Origin of the sequence: Janthinobacterium sp. PSRC1-1 (assembly GCF_049897525.1) — a bacterium.
GTDB lineage: Bacteria > Pseudomonadota > Gammaproteobacteria > Burkholderiales > Burkholderiaceae_D > Janthinobacterium > Janthinobacterium tructae.
In genome coordinates, this window is sequence record NZ_JAFCWK010000002.1 from 191,351 (window position 1) to 209,233 (window position 17,883).

Consider the following 17,883-nt stretch of genomic DNA (forward strand, 5'->3'; position numbering starts at 1 on the left):
CTGTCAACGGGCTGGCGGGCAGGCTCAGTACACTGGATTCATACCGTTCAGTACTTAGTTTTGTCATGGTAAGACCAAGGAGGCATGTCCTTGTTGACCGTTCTCATGGCGACCTACAATGGCGCCGGCACTTTGCCCCAGGTATTGCGCGCCTACATGGCGCTGCGCCCGCCCGTGGGCGGCTGGCGGCTGGTCATCGCCGACAATGGCAGCACGGACGCCACGGCCCGGGTGATCGCCGCCTTTCGCGGCCGCTTGCCTTTGAGCTATCTCTACGTGGCGCGGCGCGGCCGCAGTCCCGCCCTGAACGGCGCCGTCGAACACGCCTTGCGCTCAAACGGCGATGGCAGCGAGCTGTTCGTCTTTGGCGATGACGACGCCATGCCCGCGCCCGACTGGCTGTGCCGTTTGCAGGGCAGTGCGCGTGAGCACCCCGGCTACGCGCTGTTCGGCGGCGCCATCGTGCCCGCCTGGCGCGAACAACCGGCCGACTGGCTGCTGCGCCTGACGCCTGTCGGCTTGACGTGGGGCATTACCAGCCCCGATTTACGCGACGCCCCCATCTATCCGGGCCTCGTGTGGGGCGCCAACATGGCGATACGCCGCCGCATCTTCGAGGCGGGCGCCCGCTATGACGAAAGCATCGGCCCGCAGGGGAGCAATTACGCCATGGGCAGCGAAACGCGGCTCAACCTGGAAATGCATGCGGCCGGCAATCCTTCCTGGTTCTGTCCGCAGGCCAGGGTGGCGCACATCATCCGTGCCCCGCAAGTGCAGCGCGCCTGGATACTGCGCCGCGCCATGCTGTTTGGCCGGGGCCAATGCCGGCTGGCGACCTTCGCGCCCAGCGTGGAATGGCTGGGTGTGCCGCGCTGGATGCTGGGCCGATACGTGCGCGAGTCGCTCGGCGCCGTGCGGGCCTGGCTGCGGCGCGACCGGGCCGAACTGTTCCTGCGCCAGTGGGAACGCGCCTGGCTGCGCGGCTTCTTTCATGAAGCCTGGCGCGGACGTAGAAAACGCCTGCCGCGCATCGTCATCAGCAGTTATTCGGGCGAGTTGGGCGGCATGGAGCTGCGCATGGCGCAAGAGGCGAAGATGCTGGGCGCGAGCGGCTATGACAGTGTGCTGGCGCTGCGGCGCTTTCCCGGTTTTACTGCCTGGGCGCAAGACTTGCGCGCAAGGCAGATGCAAGTGCGCGTGTACGAGCCGCCCCTGTTTCTCGAACACTGGGCCTGGCGCCGCTGGAATTGGCTGCGCGCCAGGGTCACGGGCGCCTGGCGGCTGCGGCGGCTGCGGCCCGACCTGGTCCATGTGGCGTTTTGCTGGACGGCATATGGCGCTTCCATCCTGTGGCTGGCGCGGCAATGCCGCTTGCCGGCCGTGATCAGCGTGCACAACGCGTTTCCCCTGGAAACCTTCAGCGACTGGCAGCGGCCCCGGCTGGAAGAGGCGTTTCGCAGCGTCAAAGGCGTGTATGCCGTGTCGGACTCGGCCATGCGGCATTTCCTCGACCTGTACCGCGACATGCTGGCGCCGCAGACGCGGCTGGCCGTGATTCCCAACGGCGTCGATACGCAGACGTTCATCGTCTCGCCCGAACGCAGAGTCCTGGCGCGCAAGCAGCTCGGGCTGCCGCCGGATGCGCTTGTGCTTGGCTGCGTGGCCAGACTCTCCGCGCAAAAGCGCCCGCAAGCGCTGCTGGCCCTGTTCGGCAGGCTGGCGCCACAGTTCCCCAACTTATATGTAGTGCTGGTGGGCACGGGGCCGCTGGAAGCCATGCTGCGGCTGCAGGCGCAGCAGTCGGGTTTGCAGGAGCGCGTGGTGTTTGCCGGCTTCCGGCAACGCGTCGAGTTGCTGATGCCGGCCTTCGACCTGCATGTGCTGCTGAGTAAAAATGAAGGCTTCGGCATCGCCACGATTGAGGCCATGGCGTGCGGCGTGCCGGCCGTGGGCACGGATGTGCCGGGCACCCACGATATCCTGCACGATAGTGAAGGCGGCTTGCTGCTGCCGCTCGACGATGAGCACGCCGCCTGCGCGGCCGTGGCCAGCTTGCTGGTCGACGAACCCCGGCGCGTCCGCATGGGACGGCTGGCGCGCGAGGAAACCGTGCAGCGCTATTCGATGCCGCGCCTGGAACGCCAGTTGCGCCAGTTCTATGCCGGCCTCGTGTAGGCGCGGGTGGCCCGCATGAGCGCCACCCGCCATTCGTTCTTCTTCTCGTTCGCCGAAAAATACACGGTGCTGCTGCTGGGCATCGTCGCCACCATGGTGCTGTCGCGCCTGCTGACGCCGGCCGAAGTGGGCGTGTATTCGCTGGGCGCCGTGCTGGTGGCGCTGGCGCAAGTGGTGCGCGATTTCGGCGTGGGGCAATACCTGATCCAGGAAAAGCAGCTCGATGCCGTGAAACTGCGCGCCGCACTGGCCACCAGCCTGCTTGTCGCCTGGCTGCTGGCGGGCCTGGTGCTGCTGGCCAGTGCGCCGCTCGCGCAGTTCTATGGCGAACCCCGGCTGACCCTCGTGCTGCGTGTGCTGTCGGTCAATTTCCTGCTGATCCCGTTCAGCGCCTTGACACTCCCCATGTTGCGCCGGCAACTGCGCTTTCGCGCCATCTATGCCATCAACGCGGCCAATAGCGTGGTCAACCTGCTGGTGGCCGTGCTGCTGGCGCTACAGGGCTACAGTTACATGAGCATGGTATGGGCGGCGCTGGCCGGTTCCTGCGCCTCGCTGCTGGTGAGCCTGCTGGTGCGGCCGCGCGAACTGCCGTGGCTGCCGGGACGGCGCGGCATCGGCGATATCGCCCGTTTTGGCGCGTATGCGACGGGGGGCGGCCTGGTCGACGAGGCGGGCGTGGCGGCGCCGGACCTGATCATCGGCAAGCTGATCGGCATTGAAAGTCTGGCCCTGTTCGGCAAGGCGCAAAGCGTGCTCAATATCTTCAACCAGGCCATCACCAGCGCCATTTCTCCCGTGGTGTTTCCGCTGTTCGCGGCGCGCGCGCGGGAGGAGGGGGGGCAGGGGGGGAAAGGCGGGGCGCAGCTCGTGTATCTGCGCACGATCAGCTACATGACGGCGCTGGCCTGGCCGTTTTTTCTTTTTCTCGCCTGCATGGCTTTGCCCCTGGTCAAGGTGTTGTATGGCACGCAATGGCTAGGATGTGTGCCCTTGATCCGCATCATGTGCCTGTCCTCGGCCGTGTATAGCATGTTCAGCATGGCCCGCTACCTGTTCGTCGCGACGGGCCAGCTGCATGCGCAGGTGCGGCTCGATGCCTGCACTGGCGCCATCAAGGTGGCGCTGCTGCTGGCCGCGGCGCCGTTTGGCCTGGTGGCCGTGGCCTGGGCCGTGGTGCTCAGCAATGTGCTGCGCAGCTGGCTGGTGTATGGCTGCCTGCGGCGCTTGAGCGCGCTCGGCTGGCGCCCCCTGGCGCGGGCCGTGCGCAAAAGCCTGCTGCTCTGCGGTCTCAGCGGCGTGGCGCCCCTCGCTGCGCTGCTGTGGCTGCCTGTTGATACGCCGGCGCTGCTGGCGCTGACGGGCACGGCGCTGGCTACCTTGCTGTGCTGGCTGGCCGGTCTGTTCCTGTTGAAACATGAACTGGCCGGCGAATTCTTGTTGTTGCAACGTAAGCTGGCCGGTCGCTGGCTGGCCGTCAAATCACCGCACTGAGCCGTTGACAGCGGCGCGGGCGCACGAAAGGAAGACCATGCGTGTCGGTATCTTGTCCTACCCGATGCTGTTCCAGCGCGACGGCGGCTTGCAGATCCAGGTACGCGAAACCATTGCCGCCCTGAATCGGCTACCCGTGCAGCCAGGGCGTCATCTGGAAGTGCAACTGGTCGACGCCAACCACCAGCGACTGGCCGATTTCGACGTGCTGCACGTGTTTTCGGCGAGTAATGGCACCTACCGCATCATGGAAATGGCCAGCGAGCAAGGCGTGCCCGTGGTGCTGTCGCCGCTGCTGTCGCCCGGCTGGGGCCGCGCCAGCGCCTGGCGCGCGCGGCTGGCCGACCGGCTGGCAGGGCGCCTGACGGAGTGGATGGTGCAAACGAGCTATGCGCAAACACGGCGCGCCCTGCAACTGGCCGACGTGGTGATCGCCCTGGGCGACGCCGAGCGCGACGCCATCGTGCACGGTTTCGGCATGCAGGCGGAGGCCATCCGCGTCTTGCCCAACGGGATCAACCCGCATTTCTTCACGGCCAATGGCGACTTGTTCTTGCGCGAAACGGGCATCGCCGGGCCGTTCGCGTTGATGACGGGTAGCATTTCACCGTATAAAAACCAGCTGGGGCTGGCGCAGGCACTGGCAGGGACCGGCTTGCCCCTGGTGCTGATCGGCGCCGCGCCGCGCGAGCAGCAGGCGTATCTGCAGCAGTTGCTGGACTTGCCGCACGTCAGCTGGCTGGGCGCCCTCGAGCACGCCGACCCGCTGCTGGCCAGCGCCTACCATGCGGCGGCCGTGGCGGCCTTGCCCAGCCAGGGCGAAGTGTTTCCGCTATCCGTGCTGGAAGCGCTGGCGGCCGGCACGCCCGTCGTCATGACGGCGCAAAGCGCGCTGGACTTGCCCGATTCCGCGTTCGCGCTGCGCAAGGTGGCCTGGGACGATGGCCCCGCGCAGCGCCAGGCCATCCTCGACTTGCTGGCGCTGCCGCCCGAGCGCGCCCGCGTGCAAGCGCTGGTGGAACGTTTTACGTGGGAACGGGTGGCGGCGCAGATTGCCGATTGTTACTACCAGCTGCAGTCCTTGCCTGCCAGGAGGCAGCATGCTGTTTAATTCCTTCGCCTTCCTGTTCGGCTATCTGCCCATCGTGCTGGCCGGCTATTTTCTGCTGGACCGATTGACGTCCTGCGCCAGCTGGCGCCTGGCGCCTGCCGTGTGGCTGGCGCTCGCCTCGCTGTTCTTCTATGCCTGGTGGGACGTGCGCTATCTGCCGCTGCTGCTGGCGTCGATCTGCGTCAATTATGGCGCCGGGCGCCTGCTGGGGGCCAGCACGGGCGCGGCCCGCAAGCGCGTGCTGGTGGCGGCCCTGGCCTTGAACCTGGGGCTGCTCGCCTACTATAAATATGCGAATTTCTTCATCGACAGCGTCAACGCCGTGGCCATCGCCGCCGGTGCCGACGCCGCCAGCCTGCCGTGGCACGGCCTCGACATCATCCTGCCGATCGGCATCTCGTTTTTCACCTTCACACAGATCGCCTTCCTCGTCGATTGCTACCGGGGCGAGGTGCGCGAATACCGTTTCATTCATTACGTGCTGTTCGTCAGCTACTTCCCCCATTTGATCGCCGGCCCCGTGCTGCATCACCGCGACATGATGCCGCAGTTCGCCGACCCGGCCAACGCCCACCCGCGTGCCGCCAATTTCGCCATCGGCCTGTCGATCTTTACCATCGGCCTGGCCAAAAAAGTGCTGATCGCCGACAACCTGTCGCCACTGGCCATGCCCGTCTTCGCGGCCGGGGCCACGCCCACCCTGATCGAGGCGTGGATCGGCGTGCTGGCCTACACCTTCCAGCTGTACTTCGACTTTTCCGGCTATTCGGACATGGCCATCGGCCTGTCGCGCCTGTTCGGCGTGAAATTGCCGCTGAACTTCAATTCGCCGTACAAGGCGGCCAATATCGCCGATTTCTGGCGCCGCTGGCACATGACCTTGTCGCGTTTCCTGCGCGATTACTTATATATCCCCCTGGGCGGCAGCCGCCATGGCGAAGCCATGCGCTACCGCAACCTGATGCTGACCATGCTGCTGGGCGGCCTGTGGCATGGCGCCGGCTGGACCTTTGTCATCTGGGGCGGCTTGCACGGTCTGTACCTGGTGCTGCAGCAGGCGTGGCAGCGGGTGTTTGGCGCGGCGCGCTCGCATTGGTGGCCCGGCGTCCTGACCTTTCTTGCCGTGATGCTGGCCTGGGTTTTCTTCCGCGCGCCCGACGTGGCCACGGCCTGGGACATCACCGGCGCGCTGGTGGGCGCGAATGGCGTGAGCTTGCCGCGCGGCCTGGCCAGCCATGCGGCCAGTCTGGCGCAGTGGGGCTTGCACCCCGCCTTCGACGGCATCCGCTGGATCGAACTGGCGGGCCCGGGCTTGCCCGTGTTGCTGGGCGCCATGTTGCTGGCCTTCAAGGCGCCCAACACGCAAGAAATATTCTTTCTGTACGAGCCCGCCATTGAAAGAATATTTCAACCTTCAGGGCGCTGGGCCTTCAGCTGGCGCCCCACGCGCCGCTGGAGCGTGGGCTTTGCCGCGCTGTTCGTCGCCTGCATCTTCGGCATGAACCGCGTCACCGAGTTTCTCTATTTCCAGTTCTGAGCATGGACACTGCCGGCCGCCGCTATCTTGTCTGCTTCCTCGCTTGCGTCGGCCTGGTGCTCGGCGCCGTCTCGTTCCTGAATTACCAGGTCGATCCCTACCTGCTGCACCAGTGGGACAGTCCCTTGCTGCAGCGTCCGCGCCAGCTCAATGAAAAGCTCGGCGCCTGGGCCAAGACCTATGCCGTGGCGCGCTACCGGCCGGCCATCATCTACATCGGCAATTCGCGCACGGAAATGGGCTTGCCGACGCGCGTGCGTGCCTTGTTCGACGGCAAGAGGATCTTCAACAGCGCCGTCTCCGGCGCCTCGATCGGCGACGCCATCCGCCTGGCCGAGCATGCGGCCAGGGTCAGCCGCGTCGAGACCATGGTGTGGGGCATCGATGCGCCCACGTTTTCCCTGGACATGGGCGCGGCGCGCGTGGAAGACAGCCTGACGGGCGCCCGGCACGGCTTTTTCGTCCAGCGCGCCCTGGTCAACCTGAAGCGCGGCCTGACGCTGGACATGACGCAGGACAGCGTGCGCATCCTGACAGGCCATGCCGGCGATACCTGCCGCTCCAACCTGGCCGTGTACGGGCAGCGCGACGAGACGTGCACCCTCAAGGGCATCAAGCACTGGCTCGGTACCAAGGACGCCATTCCCGTGCGGCTGCAGGAATTCGGCGACGGCCTGGGGCCGACACCGCCCTCGACACCGGCGCTCGACGCCAGCATCGGCAAGCTGTGCCGGAGCGGCACGCGCCTGCGCCTGTACATCAACCCCACGCACGCGCTGACCCTGTACGCGCTGCACTGGCGCGGCAAGTGGGATGCCATGCAGGCCTGGCAACGGGGCCTGGTGCAGCTCGTCGAGCGCCACCGCGCGCAGGGCTGCGACGTGCGCCTGCATGATTTTTCCGGCTTTAACAGCATCACGACCGAAGCGACCCCGCTCGTCAGCGGCAAGCCCGACATGCATTATTACTGGGAAGTGTCGCATTACCGGGACAATGTGGGCCGCTTGATCCTGGCGCGTCTGTTCGGCGGCGACACGCCGGCGCCGGCCGATTTCGGCGTGGAGCTGACGCCAGCCAACATCGACGCCCACCAGGCGGCCACGCGCGCCGCGCGCGAGCGCTATCGCGTGGAACATGCGCGCGAGGCGGCCTATGCGCAGCGGGTGCTGGACGGGCCTTTGATCCGGCGTTGAGGCAAAGCCCCACCAATACGCCATTTTTCCACTTCCAATGCTGACCATGGACACTTCCGCCCGCCGCTACCTCGCCATCTTTTTTGCCTGCGTGCTGGCCGCGCTGGCCCTCGTTTCGGCCGTGAATTACCACGTCGACCCGTATCTGCTGCACCAGTGGGACAGCCCGCTGCTGCAGCGATTGCGGCCGACGACCGAAAAACTCAGCGTGTGGGGCAAGACGTATGCCGTGGCGCGCTACCGGCCCGCCGTCGTGTATATCGGCAACTCGCGCACGGAAATGGGCTTGCCGGCGAACAGTGCGCGCACTTTGTTCGAGGGCAAGAGCGTCTTCAACAGCGCCGTCTCGGGCGCCTCCATCGGCGAGGCCATGCGCCTGGCCGAGCACGCGGCCACGGTCAGCCATGTCGACACCATGGTGTGGGGCATCGACGCGCCCTCGTTCTCGCTGGAACTGGGCTCGGCCGGCGTGGAACCGGGCCTGACCGATGGCGGCCCCGCGTTCTTCGCGCGGCGCGCCTTGCTCAATATCAAGCGCGGCCTGACTGTCGACATGACGCGCGACACCTGGCGCATCCTCAGCGGCACCTATGACGGCGTGTGCCTGTCCAGCCTGGCGCTGCACGGCCAGCGCGACGAGTCCTGCCTCACCAGCCGCAACCGTACGTGGACCGGCACGGCGCGCGCCTTCACGCCGCGCCTGCAGGAATTTGCTGATGGCCTGGGGCCGACGGCGCCCGCGCTGCGCGCCTTCGATGCGAGTGTCGGCAAACTGTGCCGGGGCGGCACGCGCTTGCGCCTGTACATCAATCCCACGCATGCGCTCACGCTCGACGCCCTGTACTGGCGCGGCAAGTGGGACGCCATGGAAGCATGGCAGCGCGACCTGGCACAGATGGCCGGGCGCTACCGGCGCCAGGGCTGCGACGTGCGCCTGTTTGATTTTTCCGGCTTCAACAGCATCACCAGCGAGGCGATCCCGCAAGTGACGGGCGCGCGCGCGATGCGCTATTACTGGGAAGCGTCGCACTACCGCGACAATGTGGGCCGCTTCATCCTGGCGCGCCTGTTCGGCGGCCCTGAGCCGGTGCCGGCGGACTTCGGCGTCGAGCTGACGGAAACGGGCATCGCGGCCCACCAGGCGGCCACGCGCGCCGCGCGCGAGCGCTACCACCTGCGGCACGCCGAAGAAACGGCGTATCTGCGCCACGTGCTGACCTTGCCCAGGGAACCCAAATAGGCGATCAACGGTGCCAGGCGTACACCGTGGGGCAGGGCGCTTGCGCTATGATGCTGTTTTGCCATTCAGCAAGTTCCAGGAATCACCATGAAAATCGCCTTCTTTGCCAGCCAGCCCTACGACCGCCGTTTCTTCGATGAAGCCTTGCCATCCCAAGCCGACTCTGCCGGCATCGAACTGGTCTACCACAGCGCCTTGCTGAGCCAGGAAACCGCGATCCTGGCGCAAGGCGCCGAGGCCGTCTGCGTCTTCGTCAACGACGTGCTCGACGCGCCCGTGCTGGAAGCCCTGCACGGCTATGGCGTGCGCGCCATCCTGCTGCGCTGCGCCGGCTACAACAACCTTGACCTGGAAGCGGCCAGGCGCCTGGGCTTTTTTGTCGCCCGCGTGCCCGCGTATTCGCCGGAAGCCGTGGCCGAATACACGCTGGCCCTGGTGCAGACGCTGAACCGCCACACGCACCGCGCGTATGCCCGCGTGCGCGAAGGCAATTTTTCGCTGGACGGCTTGCTCGGTTCCACCTTGCACGGCAAGACGGTGGGCATCGTCGGCACGGGCAAGATCGGCCTGGCCACGGCGCGCATTTTTAAAGGTTTTGGCTGCACGGTGCTGGGCCACGACCCGTATCCGGCGCCCGCGTTCGGAGAGCTGGGCACGATGGTGGAACTGCCACAGCTGCTGGCCGAGTCCGACATCGTCTCGCTGCATTGCCCGCTGATGGACAGCACGCGCCACATGATCAGCGAAGCGACCTTGCCGCTGATGAAGAAGGGCGCCATGCTGGTCAACACTTCGCGCGGCGGCCTGATCGACACGGGCGCCGTCATCGAAGCGCTCAAATCGCGCCAGCTGGGTTCCCTGGCCATCGACGTGTACGAACAGGAAAGCAATCTGTTCTTCCAGGACCGCTCGTCCGACATCATCGATGACGACATTTTTCAACGATTGATGACGTTCCCGAACGTGCTCGTGACGGGCCATCAGGGCTTCTTCACCATCGAAGCGCTGCGCGAGATCGCCGCCATCACGTATCACAACCTGCAATGTTTCCTGCAGGGCAAAGCGTGCGAGAACAGCGTATTAGCTGCTTGACGCCGGTTTTCTGGGCTTGGGCGGCGGCTTGGGTTTCGGCAGCGGCAAGGCGTCCGCCGTGCGCCGCGCCAGCTGGGACAACCAGTCGCGCTCGTCCCACAGGCCGCCATCGATGAGGAAATACGGCTTGGCTTGCGGGTAGGGCGGCGCCTCCTGCGGCGTGCTCATCGTACTGATCCAGGCGCGGCCCGCGTCCGTCGGCTTGATGAACAGCTGGTCGTCGGCGACGATGGCGAACATCTTGCCGTCGCAGTACAAACCGTATTCGCCAAACATTTTTTTCGCGTTGACGCTGCCCGCGCCCGCCAGTTGATCGAGCAAAAAATCCACCGTGCCTTGCTGTGATGCCATGTTGTCCTCCGTTTGAAAGAGCAGTGTAGCGCAATGGCCAGGAGTCGCCGGCAAGGCTACACTACAGTTATTGATTTTTTCGCATGACCTATTTCCCATGACACCCGAGCCTATGATTCACCGCGGCATCCGCATCGTCACCCTGGCCGCCGGCCAGTCCGTCGAAACCCATTGTGCAGCGGGCCAGACCGCCATCCGCGAGCAGGCCGACGGCTGGTGGCTGTATTTTGTCGACGAAGAGGGCAAGGTCGACGGCTATGACAGCCCGTTCGCCAGCCACGCCGAGGCGCTGTGGGCGGCCAAGGCCGCAGCCGAGTTCAGCGCGCAATGAAGGCCAGTCCATGGGCCTTCCTGGGCTTGCCGCAAGCGCCCGTGCCGGAAGCGGAAAGCGCGGACTACGGCGCCTGCCGCGCCGAACTGCACGGCAGGCGGCTGGTTTTGCGCGTGGCCAAAACCACGCCGACGAAAACCGGCCAGTTCGTCACCGTCTGGAAGCGCCCCCATCCCGATGCCGAGATCGCCCCGCTCGATGAAGCGGACCCCGTCGATATCGTCATCATCGCCGTGGCTGACGATGTTGGCGCGCGGCACGGCTTTTTCATCTTTCCGCGCAGCGTGCTGCTCGAACGCGGCGTGATGTCGCGCGCGGCCAGCGGCGGCAAGCGCGCGCTGCGCGTGTATCCGCCGTGGTGTGCGCCAGAATCTGCCCAGGCCCTGCGCACGCAGCGCTGGCAGGTGGCGTGGTTTGTGGCGGCGGGGGATCAGCAAGGGCTGGATAGATTGTTTCATTGGGAAAACAAATGATTTTTATGAAAATGGATAAGCCTGTTTTCTTTCCATCTGCCCGAGCGTCTTGCGCATGGACGCGAGCACATGTGGGTGCTCAAAGCGGATCGCGATATGATTGAATGGCCGGGGCAGTCTATGGTCATCGTCGATTCGCTGACGGAAGTGCGGCCTGTATGGTCGCCCGCGGCCAAACCCTAATGCCGCTAGCCACTACACGCTGCCTCTCAGGAAAAGGATGAATGCCATGTCGGAGCCGCAGGGTAGTGAAGGGCTGACAGCCGCGCAGGCCGCGCAGCGCTTGCTGGAAAACGGGCCGAATGCCTTGCCCGCCTCGCGTCCCTTGAGTGCCTGGCGCCTGCTGCTCGATGTCGTTTCCGAACCGATGTTTTTGCTGCTGGTCGCCTGCGGCGTCATCTACCTGCTGCTGGGCGACCGCAATGAAGCGCTGATGCTGCTGGGCTTTGTTTGCATCGTCATGGGCATCACTTTTTTTCAGCGCAGGCGCACGGAACGCTCGCTGAACGCGCTAAGCGACCTCTCCTGTCCACGCGCCCTGGTGATACGCGACGGGAAGCAGGAGCGCATCGCCGGCAGGGAGCTGGTGCCGGGAGACCTGGTGCTGCTGGCCGAGGGCGACCGCGTGCCCGCCGATATCGAGCTGCTCAGCGCATCAAATTTGACGGCCGACGAGTCCATGCTCACGGGTGAGTCCGTGCCGGTCATCAAGCATGGCGCCTCCGATGCTGGCGGCAGTCCGGACAGCCTGGTGTATTCCGGCACCCTGATCACGCAAGGCACGGCCAGCGGCCTGGTGGTCGCCACCGGCCCGCACAGCGCGCTCGGCCGCATCGGCGCCTCGCTGGCCGCCATGGGGAGCGAGCTGACGCCGATTCAACGGGAAACGCGGCGCGTCGTCAGGCATGTCGCCATCGGCGGCTTGTGTCTGGCCGCCGGCCTGGCATTGGCGTATTGGTGGCTGCGCGGCGACGCCTTGCAAGGCCTGCTGGCAGGTCTCACGCTGGCCATGGCGGTGCTGCCTGAAGAATTGCCGGTGATACTGACGCTTTTCCTGGGCCTGGGCGCCTGGCGCCTGGGACGCGAAAGCATCCTGGCGCGCAGCATACCGGCGATCGAATTGCTCGGTGCGACGACGGTGCTGTGCGTCGACAAGACGGGCACGCTGACGGCCAACCGCATGGACGTGGCCCGGCTCTGCTCGGAGACCTCCACCCACGATTGTCAGGGCAATCCCGCCGCTGCCTTGCAGGAAGAGCTGCACGGCTTGCTCGAATATGCCGTCCTGGCAAGCCATCGTCGGGCGTTCGATCCGATGGAGTCGGCCATCGGCCAGACCGGCGCCCGCCTGCTGGCCAATACGGAGCACCTGCATGCCGACTGGCAACTGATCGACGATTATCCGCTGTCGCGGCAGATGCTGGCCATGTCGCGGGTGTGGCAATCGCCGGACCGTTCCGAGTTCCTGGTGGCGGCGAAGGGGGCGCCCGAGGCCATCATCGATCTGTGCCATCTGGCGCCGGCGCGCGCCGCCGCCATCGTGGCCCAGGTGCAGGCCATGGCGAACGATGGTTTGCGCGTGATCGGCGTCGCCCGCGCCACGTTTGCCGCGCCGCCGCTGCCCGACAACCAGCATGTCTTTGAGTTTGAATTCCTGGGCTTGCTTGGCTTGCACGACCCGGTCCGCCCGGAAGTGCCCGATGCGGTGGCGCAATGTCACGCGGCGGGCATACGCGTGGTGATGATCACGGGCGACCATCCCGCCACGGCATTGGCGATTGCGCGGCAGGCCGGTATCGCCGGCATGGCCAGCGGTGTGATGTCCGGCATGGACCTGGCCGCGCTGGACGACACGGCGCTCCAGGTGCGCCTGGCGGAGACCGACGTCTTTTGCCGCATCGCGCCGGAACAAAAGTTGCGCCTGGTGCAAGCTTTTCGCAGCCGTGGCGATATCGTCGCCATGACGGGCGACGGCGTCAACGACGCGCCCGCATTGAAGGCGGCCAACATCGGCGTGGCCATGGGCGCCCGTGGCACCGACGTCGCGCGCGAGGCGGCAGCGCTGGTCTTGCTCAAGGATGACTTTTCTTCGCTATTGCTGGCGGTGCAGCATGGCCGCCGCCTGTTTGCCAATCTGCGCAAGGCCATCGTCTTCATCGTCGCGGTGCACGTACCCATCGTTGGCCTGTCCATCCTGCCCGTGCTGCTGGGCTGGCCCATGCTCCTGATGCCCGTGCACATACTGTTTTTGCAAATGGTGATCGACCCCGCCTGCTCGATCGTGTTCGAGGCCGAGCCGATCGAAGCCGATGCCATGACGAGCAAACCCAGGAGGCCGGACATGCATTTGTTCGACCGTGAAATACTGCTGCGCGGCTTGCTGCAGGGGGCAGGGCTGTTGGCCATGCTGGTCGGCTTCCACGTGCTGGTGCGCTGGGCCGGCCATTCCGACGAAGTGGCGCGCACGACGACCTTCCTCAGCCTGGTGCTGTCGAACCTGGGACTGATCTATGTCAACCGCCAATGGAGCCAGCCGTCATGGCGCAGGGGGATCAAGTCGAACCGGGCGTTCGCCTGGATCAGCCTGGCGGCCTCGCTGTTGCTGTTGCTGGTGCTGGGCGTGGCGCCTGTCCGCGAGCTGTTTGCCTTCGCGCTGCCGGACATGGCTCTGCTGATGCAGTGCGCCTTCGTCGCGGTGCTCGGCATCGCCTGGTTCGAGTGCGTCAAGTGGGGGCTGGCGACATGGCGATGGCTGCGCGGCGTGGCGCTGGCGCATTGAGGCACGGCCAGGCAGCTCAGGCCACCTTCCCATCGATGAGCAGGATTTCGTCGAGCAGGGCGCCGCGGCGCAGCACGAACAGCACGTCCATGCCGCGTTTCCTGGCCAGCGCGACACCGTCCACCTCGCCCAGCACCATGAGCGCCGTGGCCCAGGCGTCTGCCAGCATGCAGCTGGGGGCCAGCACGCTCACGGCGGCGAGACGGTTCGCGACCGGTTGGCGCAAGGCCGGATGCATGGTGTGCGCATGGCGCGTGCCATCGATCTCGACCCAGCGGCGATAGTCGCCCGAGGTGGCGATGGCCACGTCGTGCAATTCCATCACGCCACCGATTTCACGGATGCCATGTGTCGGCTTTTCTATCGCCACGCTCCAGGCCTGGCCATCGGGTCTGGTCGAGCGCGCGCGCATTTCGCCGTCGATGCCGACCAGGTAGCTGGCGATGGACCAGCCATCGAGGCAATGCGCCAGCTGGTCGACGCCAAAACCCTTGGCGATGCCCGACAGGTCGAGCGTCAGCGGCGCGCGCTTGCGCACCTGCAGAGCATCCAGATCCACGTCCAGCGCCTCGGTGGCGGGGCGGTACGTTTTGCCATGCCGGGCCGCTACCTGCGGCGATGGCGCGCGTTGCGACGGCCCGAATCCCCAATCCTCCACCAGCTGGCCAACGGCCATGTCGAAGGCGCCGCCCGATTCGCGGCTGACCAGCAGCCCAGCAGCGAGCACCTGCGCCAGCTCCCGCGGCACGGCAAGCCAGGTGTTTTCCGGCGCCGCGTTCAGGCGGCACAGGTCCGAGGCGGCATTCCAGGTCGACATCTGCCGGTCGACCCTGTCGACGGCGGCAAACAGGCTGGCGCCGATGGCGGCCAGGTCCGCTTGTCCGGCCGCATAGAATACGGCCGTATAGCGGCTGCCCATGGTTTCACCATGCAGGCTGTAGCGCCGCAGCGCGGGTTCAGAAGACGTCTTCACGATACCTTCCCTTGTCGCGCAGCGCCGCCACATCGAGCTTGAGCGGCGCGAGTATCTGGTCCATGGCTTGCCTGACGCTGGCGGCCATGGCGCGGCTGCCGCAGACGAGCACCTGGCCATCGTCGGCGATCAGGCGGCGCATGTTGTCGGCGTCGTCCATCAGCCGGGTCTGCACGTGGACGCCATTTTCGACCCTTGAGAAGGCCGTGTGCAGCTGCGTCAGCCGGCGGTCGGCCAGATAGTTGCGCAGTTCGGGCTCATACAGAAAATCGGAGTCGGGATGGCGCCCGCCCCAGTACAGGTACATCGGATGCTTGCCCGTGTTGTTGCGGATGAAACCGGCCAGTGGCCCGATCCCGGTACCGGCACCGATCAGGATGACGGGCGCCTTGCCCAGGGCCGGACGAAATTGCGGATTGGGCTGGATAAAGGCCTCGATGCGGTCCCCCGGCAGCAAGTGGTACAGGTAGCTTGAACATACGCCCCCAGGCTGCTTGCGCACGCAAATTTCCAGCACGCCGTCACCCGATCCGCTCGCCAGCGAATAGAAGCGCGGCATGGAACTGCCGGGCGCCAGGACGCCAGCAAGGTCGCCGGCCTCGAAGCGGGGCAGCCGGTGGCGGGCAAGCCGGCTTTTCAGCCAGCCGGCGGGAGCCGGCGGCGGGGCGGCTATAAAGCGCAGCACCACGGTGGGATCGTGCTCCTCCTCGCCGTAGGCGATGCGCTCGCGCAACTGCAGCGCATGCGTGCGCGGATGTGCGGGCGCATAGTCGAGCACGAGCTCATGGCCCAGCAGCGCGCCGACCTGGCTCCCCCAGCGCGCGAATTGCTGCGGCGACTGGCGGTCGATCAGGGCCAGTTCCAGCGACCGGCGCCATCCGCGCGCCGCCATCGCCGCGTCGACCTCGTGCGCGAACTGGCAGAACGTGGGAAACTGGCGGTCGCCGAAACCGAGCACGGCGTAACTTGCCGCCTGCTTGGGGGCAACACCGGCCAACTTGGCCAGAAAGTGTGTGGCAGAGGCGGGGGCGTCTCCATCGCCATACGTCGCCGTCAGAATGAACAACTGGCGCGCGGCGCCGTGGCGCGACGAGAACTGGTTCATCGGCGCCGTGTGCACGCGTTGTCCTGCCTGTCGCAAGGCATCGTGCAGCGCGCGGGCAAAGCCCCAGGTACTGTTGTTTTCGCTCCCCACCAGGATCACGCTGTCGGCCGAAGCCGGAGCCGCGTTGTTGGCGATGCGCGGTTTGGCCCGCTGCCGCTGCCACCATACGGCGATGCCCGTCAGCGCCAGCCAGGGCGCGCCGAGCGCACTCAGGCCGAGTATCAGGCCCAGCCACCACAGGCCTTCGCCCGTATGCAACTGGTAGATCAGTTCAAAGGCTTCCCGGACATTGCTGTGCGCGCGGAAGGCCAGCAGCGCGCCGCTGGACTGGTCGACATAGGCGTCGCCTTGCCGCGTGCGCAGGGTATAGACGGCGCTGCTGTCACCGGCAAGCGGAAAGGAAAGCTCGCGCAGATCGACCAGCCTGGTGGCCAGCAAGGCTGGCAGGCGGGCCGCGGGCAGCGGCGAGCCGCCGGACGTGGTGGCGGGGATATCGGGCTCGTCCTGGCTGCCATCGGCAATGAAGCCGAAGGTCGCCGCCGACATGTAGCTGCCGGTCAGCGCGGACAACAGCAGGCCGGCGACAGCAAAACGGGCCACCGCGGCGTGCCAGCGCTGGCTGCGATTGCCGTGCAGTGGACGCGCCAGCTGGCGCCAACCGCCCACCCGCTTGAGCAGCAGGAAAATCCCGGAGACCGACAGCGTCAGCATCAGCAGGGCGGTGATGCCGACCGCGGCGCTGCCTGGCGTGTCGAGGAATAGTGACCTGTGCAACTCCTTGAACCAGCGCGCGTAAGCCGGCGGCGCATAGGGCGCGATCGCCATGCCGCTGGACGGGTCGACCCGGTCGACGCCCGAGACGTCGCCGGCGCTGTAGTAGACGATGATGGTTCCGGAGGCCGTGCGCTGGATCTGCTCGGCTCCCGGATAGTGGCGCGCCACCCGGCCCGCGAGTTCGGCAACGCTCACGCCCGCCGGCACGCTGGTCGCCAGCCGCTCGAGCGCGGGGTTGATCGACAGCACGGCGCCCGTCAAACCGATGAGCATGACCAGCAGTGCGCCGATCAGGCCAGCGAGCGAATGGATCTGTCGTAACATGCGTCGGTGGCTACATGTCGTAAATGAAGGACTTGACGTAGCCGCGTCCACCGACGGGTTTGCCTGCGCCCTGTTTGCTCAGTGGCGTGCGCACGTCGGCCGGATTGTCGCGCCCGTCCTCTGCCGCGCTGTCCACCCGGATCTCGTAACCTGCATCGATCAGGGTATCGGCCAGTTCGACCGTCACCTTGAGGGTCTTGCCGCTGCCGACGCTCGCGCCGCTGATCCCGTCAAATTCGCGCGCGTTCAGGCCGCTGCCGCGTGCCCAGTCGCTCAGGTGCTTGTAATACTTGGTCTTCTTTCCAGCGACCCACAACGTTTTCTTGTACTTGCCGGCGGCATCCGTGACATATACCGCCAGGTAGGCGCCGTTGCCGGCGTAATTTTTCAGTTGCGCGGTGAGTGTGACCGGGCGTGCCTGGACGAGACCGGGCAGCGCCAATGCCCCTGCAAGGCAGGCGCAGGCTGTGATGTTTTTCATTTCTTTTCCCCTTGGGATGTCGAACCTGCAGGCCGCCTGACGGGAGCCTGCGGTACAGGGCCGAGGTAGTCGGAGGCGTCGCCGTTGTTGCCGAAGTCCACCGCCAGGCTGCGCATGCGCAGCGACGCCGGGGAGTATTTGGCCTTGACTTTGTTGCCGTTGCGATCAATGGCTCTGAGCTCGTAGCAGCCATCATCGATCTTGATGCGCTGGACCGTCCAGCCGCGCTGTTCGGCTTCCCGCTGCAATTGCTCGCGAGGTTTCCAGTCGGCAATCGGATCCATGCAATGGACATCCGCATGGACCGCATTGCTGAAAACCAGGGCAGACAGCGCCATGCATGTACGCGCTAAGAACATCGCTTGCTCTCCTTGATAACCACCTGAGCATGGCAGTTCATGCTGACATCATACTGACCTGCCAGGCCTCGCGCGATGACAAATCCGGGTA

Annotated in this window: 15 protein-coding genes; 10 read left to right on the forward strand and 5 right to left on the reverse strand. The window is 65.9% G+C overall.

Annotation, left to right across the window (positions count from 1 at the left end; genetic code table 11):
- Positions 1–90: 90 nt before the first annotated feature.
- The 7 genes from ACP7DW_RS04425 (at position 91) to ACP7DW_RS04455 (ending at position 9,842) form a co-directional block, all read left to right on the forward strand.
- On the forward strand, positions 91–2,175 hold the full coding sequence (locus tag ACP7DW_RS04425; RefSeq protein WP_426054059.1) for a glycosyltransferase: 2,085 nt from the start codon (positions 91–93) through the stop codon (positions 2,173–2,175).
- Between the two features lie 15 nt (positions 2,176–2,190).
- Positions 2,191–3,669 (forward strand): lipopolysaccharide biosynthesis protein, encoded by a 1,479-nt coding sequence (locus ACP7DW_RS04430; protein ID WP_426054060.1) that lies wholly within the window; start codon positions 2,191–2,193, stop codon positions 3,667–3,669.
- Between the two features lie 37 nt (positions 3,670–3,706).
- Positions 3,707–4,780 carry a glycosyltransferase family 4 protein gene (locus tag ACP7DW_RS04435; RefSeq protein ID WP_426054061.1) on the forward strand — a complete coding sequence of 358 codons (1,074 nt, stop codon included), beginning with the start codon at positions 3,707–3,709 and terminating at the stop codon, positions 4,778–4,780.
- Positions 4,770–6,317 carry an MBOAT family O-acyltransferase gene (locus ACP7DW_RS04440; RefSeq protein ID WP_426054062.1) on the forward strand — a complete coding sequence of 516 codons (1,548 nt, stop codon included), beginning with the start codon at positions 4,770–4,772 and terminating at the stop codon, positions 6,315–6,317. Before ACP7DW_RS04435 ends, ACP7DW_RS04440 begins: the two co-directional genes overlap by 11 nt.
- A gap of 2 nt (positions 6,318–6,319) precedes the next feature.
- Positions 6,320–7,510, forward strand: a complete 1,191-nt coding sequence (locus tag ACP7DW_RS04445; RefSeq protein ID WP_426054063.1) for a hypothetical protein — start codon at positions 6,320–6,322, stop codon at positions 7,508–7,510.
- A gap of 46 nt (positions 7,511–7,556) precedes the next feature.
- Positions 7,557–8,750, forward strand: a complete 1,194-nt coding sequence (locus ACP7DW_RS04450) for a hypothetical protein (protein WP_426054064.1) — start codon at positions 7,557–7,559, stop codon at positions 8,748–8,750.
- 87 nt (positions 8,751–8,837) lie between these two features.
- Positions 8,838–9,842: a 2-hydroxyacid dehydrogenase gene (locus tag ACP7DW_RS04455; RefSeq protein WP_426054065.1), complete on the forward strand. Its 1,005-nt coding sequence runs from the start codon at positions 8,838–8,840 to the stop codon at positions 9,840–9,842.
- Here ACP7DW_RS04455 and ACP7DW_RS04460 read toward each other — a convergent pair.
- Entirely contained in the window at positions 9,831–10,193 is a 363-nt protein-coding gene (locus ACP7DW_RS04460) for a TfoX/Sxy family protein (protein WP_426054066.1), read from the reverse strand. The genes ACP7DW_RS04455 and ACP7DW_RS04460 overlap by 12 nt on opposite strands.
- A 97-nt stretch (positions 10,194–10,290) precedes the next feature.
- On the opposite strand from ACP7DW_RS04460, the gene ACP7DW_RS04465 reads away from it, so the two are divergent.
- The 3 genes from ACP7DW_RS04465 (at position 10,291) to ACP7DW_RS04475 (ending at position 13,776) form a co-directional block, all read left to right on the forward strand.
- Positions 10,291–10,524 (forward strand): hypothetical protein, encoded by a 234-nt coding sequence (locus ACP7DW_RS04465; RefSeq protein ID WP_426054067.1) that lies wholly within the window; start codon positions 10,291–10,293, stop codon positions 10,522–10,524.
- A complete protein-coding gene (locus ACP7DW_RS04470; protein ID WP_426054068.1) occupies positions 10,521–10,997 on the forward strand; it encodes a MepB family protein in 477 nt (158 codons plus the stop codon). Before ACP7DW_RS04465 ends, ACP7DW_RS04470 begins: the two co-directional genes overlap by 4 nt.
- A 229-nt stretch (positions 10,998–11,226) precedes the next feature.
- Entirely contained in the window at positions 11,227–13,776 is a 2,550-nt protein-coding gene (locus tag ACP7DW_RS04475) for a cation-translocating P-type ATPase (protein ID WP_426054069.1), read from the forward strand.
- Positions 13,777–13,792: 16 nt separating this feature from the next.
- Here ACP7DW_RS04475 and ACP7DW_RS04480 read toward each other — a convergent pair whose 3' ends face one another.
- Genes ACP7DW_RS04480 through ACP7DW_RS04495 form a run of 4 tightly spaced genes read right to left on the reverse strand, consistent with a single transcriptional unit; the run spans position 13,793 to position 17,771 of the window.
- Positions 13,793–14,749, reverse strand: a complete 957-nt coding sequence (locus ACP7DW_RS04480) for an FAD:protein FMN transferase (protein ID WP_426054070.1) — start codon at positions 14,747–14,749, stop codon at positions 13,793–13,795.
- Positions 14,733–16,952, reverse strand: coding sequence for a PepSY domain-containing protein (locus tag ACP7DW_RS04485; protein ID WP_426054071.1), 2,220 nt, complete (start codon positions 16,950–16,952; stop codon positions 14,733–14,735). The genes ACP7DW_RS04480 and ACP7DW_RS04485 overlap by 17 nt, the downstream gene beginning before the upstream one ends.
- Before the next feature lie 10 nt (positions 16,953–16,962).
- Positions 16,963–17,433: a DUF2271 domain-containing protein gene (locus ACP7DW_RS04490; protein ID WP_071077411.1), complete on the reverse strand. Its 471-nt coding sequence runs from the start codon at positions 17,431–17,433 to the stop codon at positions 16,963–16,965.
- Positions 17,430–17,771, reverse strand: coding sequence for a PepSY domain-containing protein (locus ACP7DW_RS04495; protein ID WP_426054072.1), 342 nt, complete (start codon positions 17,769–17,771; stop codon positions 17,430–17,432). The genes ACP7DW_RS04490 and ACP7DW_RS04495 overlap by 4 nt, the downstream gene beginning before the upstream one ends.
- Positions 17,772–17,883 lie beyond the last annotated feature (112 nt).

Coding starts and splice junctions, on each gene's coding strand:
- ACP7DW_RS04430 (WP_426054060.1), top strand. CDS start 2,191: ATGAGCGCCACCCGCCATTCGTTCTTCTTCTCGTTCGCCGAAAAATAC.
- ACP7DW_RS04435 (WP_426054061.1), top strand. CDS start 3,707: ATGCGTGTCGGTATCTTGTCCTACCCGATGCTGTTCCAGCGCGACGGC.
- ACP7DW_RS04440 (WP_426054062.1), top strand. CDS start 4,770: ATGCTGTTTAATTCCTTCGCCTTCCTGTTCGGCTATCTGCCCATCGTG.
- ACP7DW_RS04445 (WP_426054063.1), top strand. CDS start 6,320: ATGGACACTGCCGGCCGCCGCTATCTTGTCTGCTTCCTCGCTTGCGTC.
- ACP7DW_RS04450 (WP_426054064.1), top strand. CDS start 7,557: ATGGACACTTCCGCCCGCCGCTACCTCGCCATCTTTTTTGCCTGCGTG.
- ACP7DW_RS04455 (WP_426054065.1), top strand. CDS start 8,838: ATGAAAATCGCCTTCTTTGCCAGCCAGCCCTACGACCGCCGTTTCTTC.
- ACP7DW_RS04460 (WP_426054066.1), bottom strand. CDS start 10,193: ATGGCATCACAGCAAGGCACGGTGGATTTTTTGCTCGATCAACTGGCG.
- ACP7DW_RS04465 (WP_426054067.1), top strand. CDS start 10,291: ATGACACCCGAGCCTATGATTCACCGCGGCATCCGCATCGTCACCCTG.
- ACP7DW_RS04470 (WP_426054068.1), top strand. CDS start 10,521: ATGAAGGCCAGTCCATGGGCCTTCCTGGGCTTGCCGCAAGCGCCCGTG.
- ACP7DW_RS04475 (WP_426054069.1), top strand. CDS start 11,227: ATGTCGGAGCCGCAGGGTAGTGAAGGGCTGACAGCCGCGCAGGCCGCG.
- ACP7DW_RS04485 (WP_426054071.1), bottom strand. CDS start 16,952: ATGTTACGACAGATCCATTCGCTCGCTGGCCTGATCGGCGCACTGCTG.
- ACP7DW_RS04490 (WP_071077411.1), bottom strand. CDS start 17,433: ATGAAAAACATCACAGCCTGCGCCTGCCTTGCAGGGGCATTGGCGCTG.
- ACP7DW_RS04495 (WP_426054072.1), bottom strand. CDS start 17,771: ATGGCGCTGTCTGCCCTGGTTTTCAGCAATGCGGTCCATGCGGATGTC.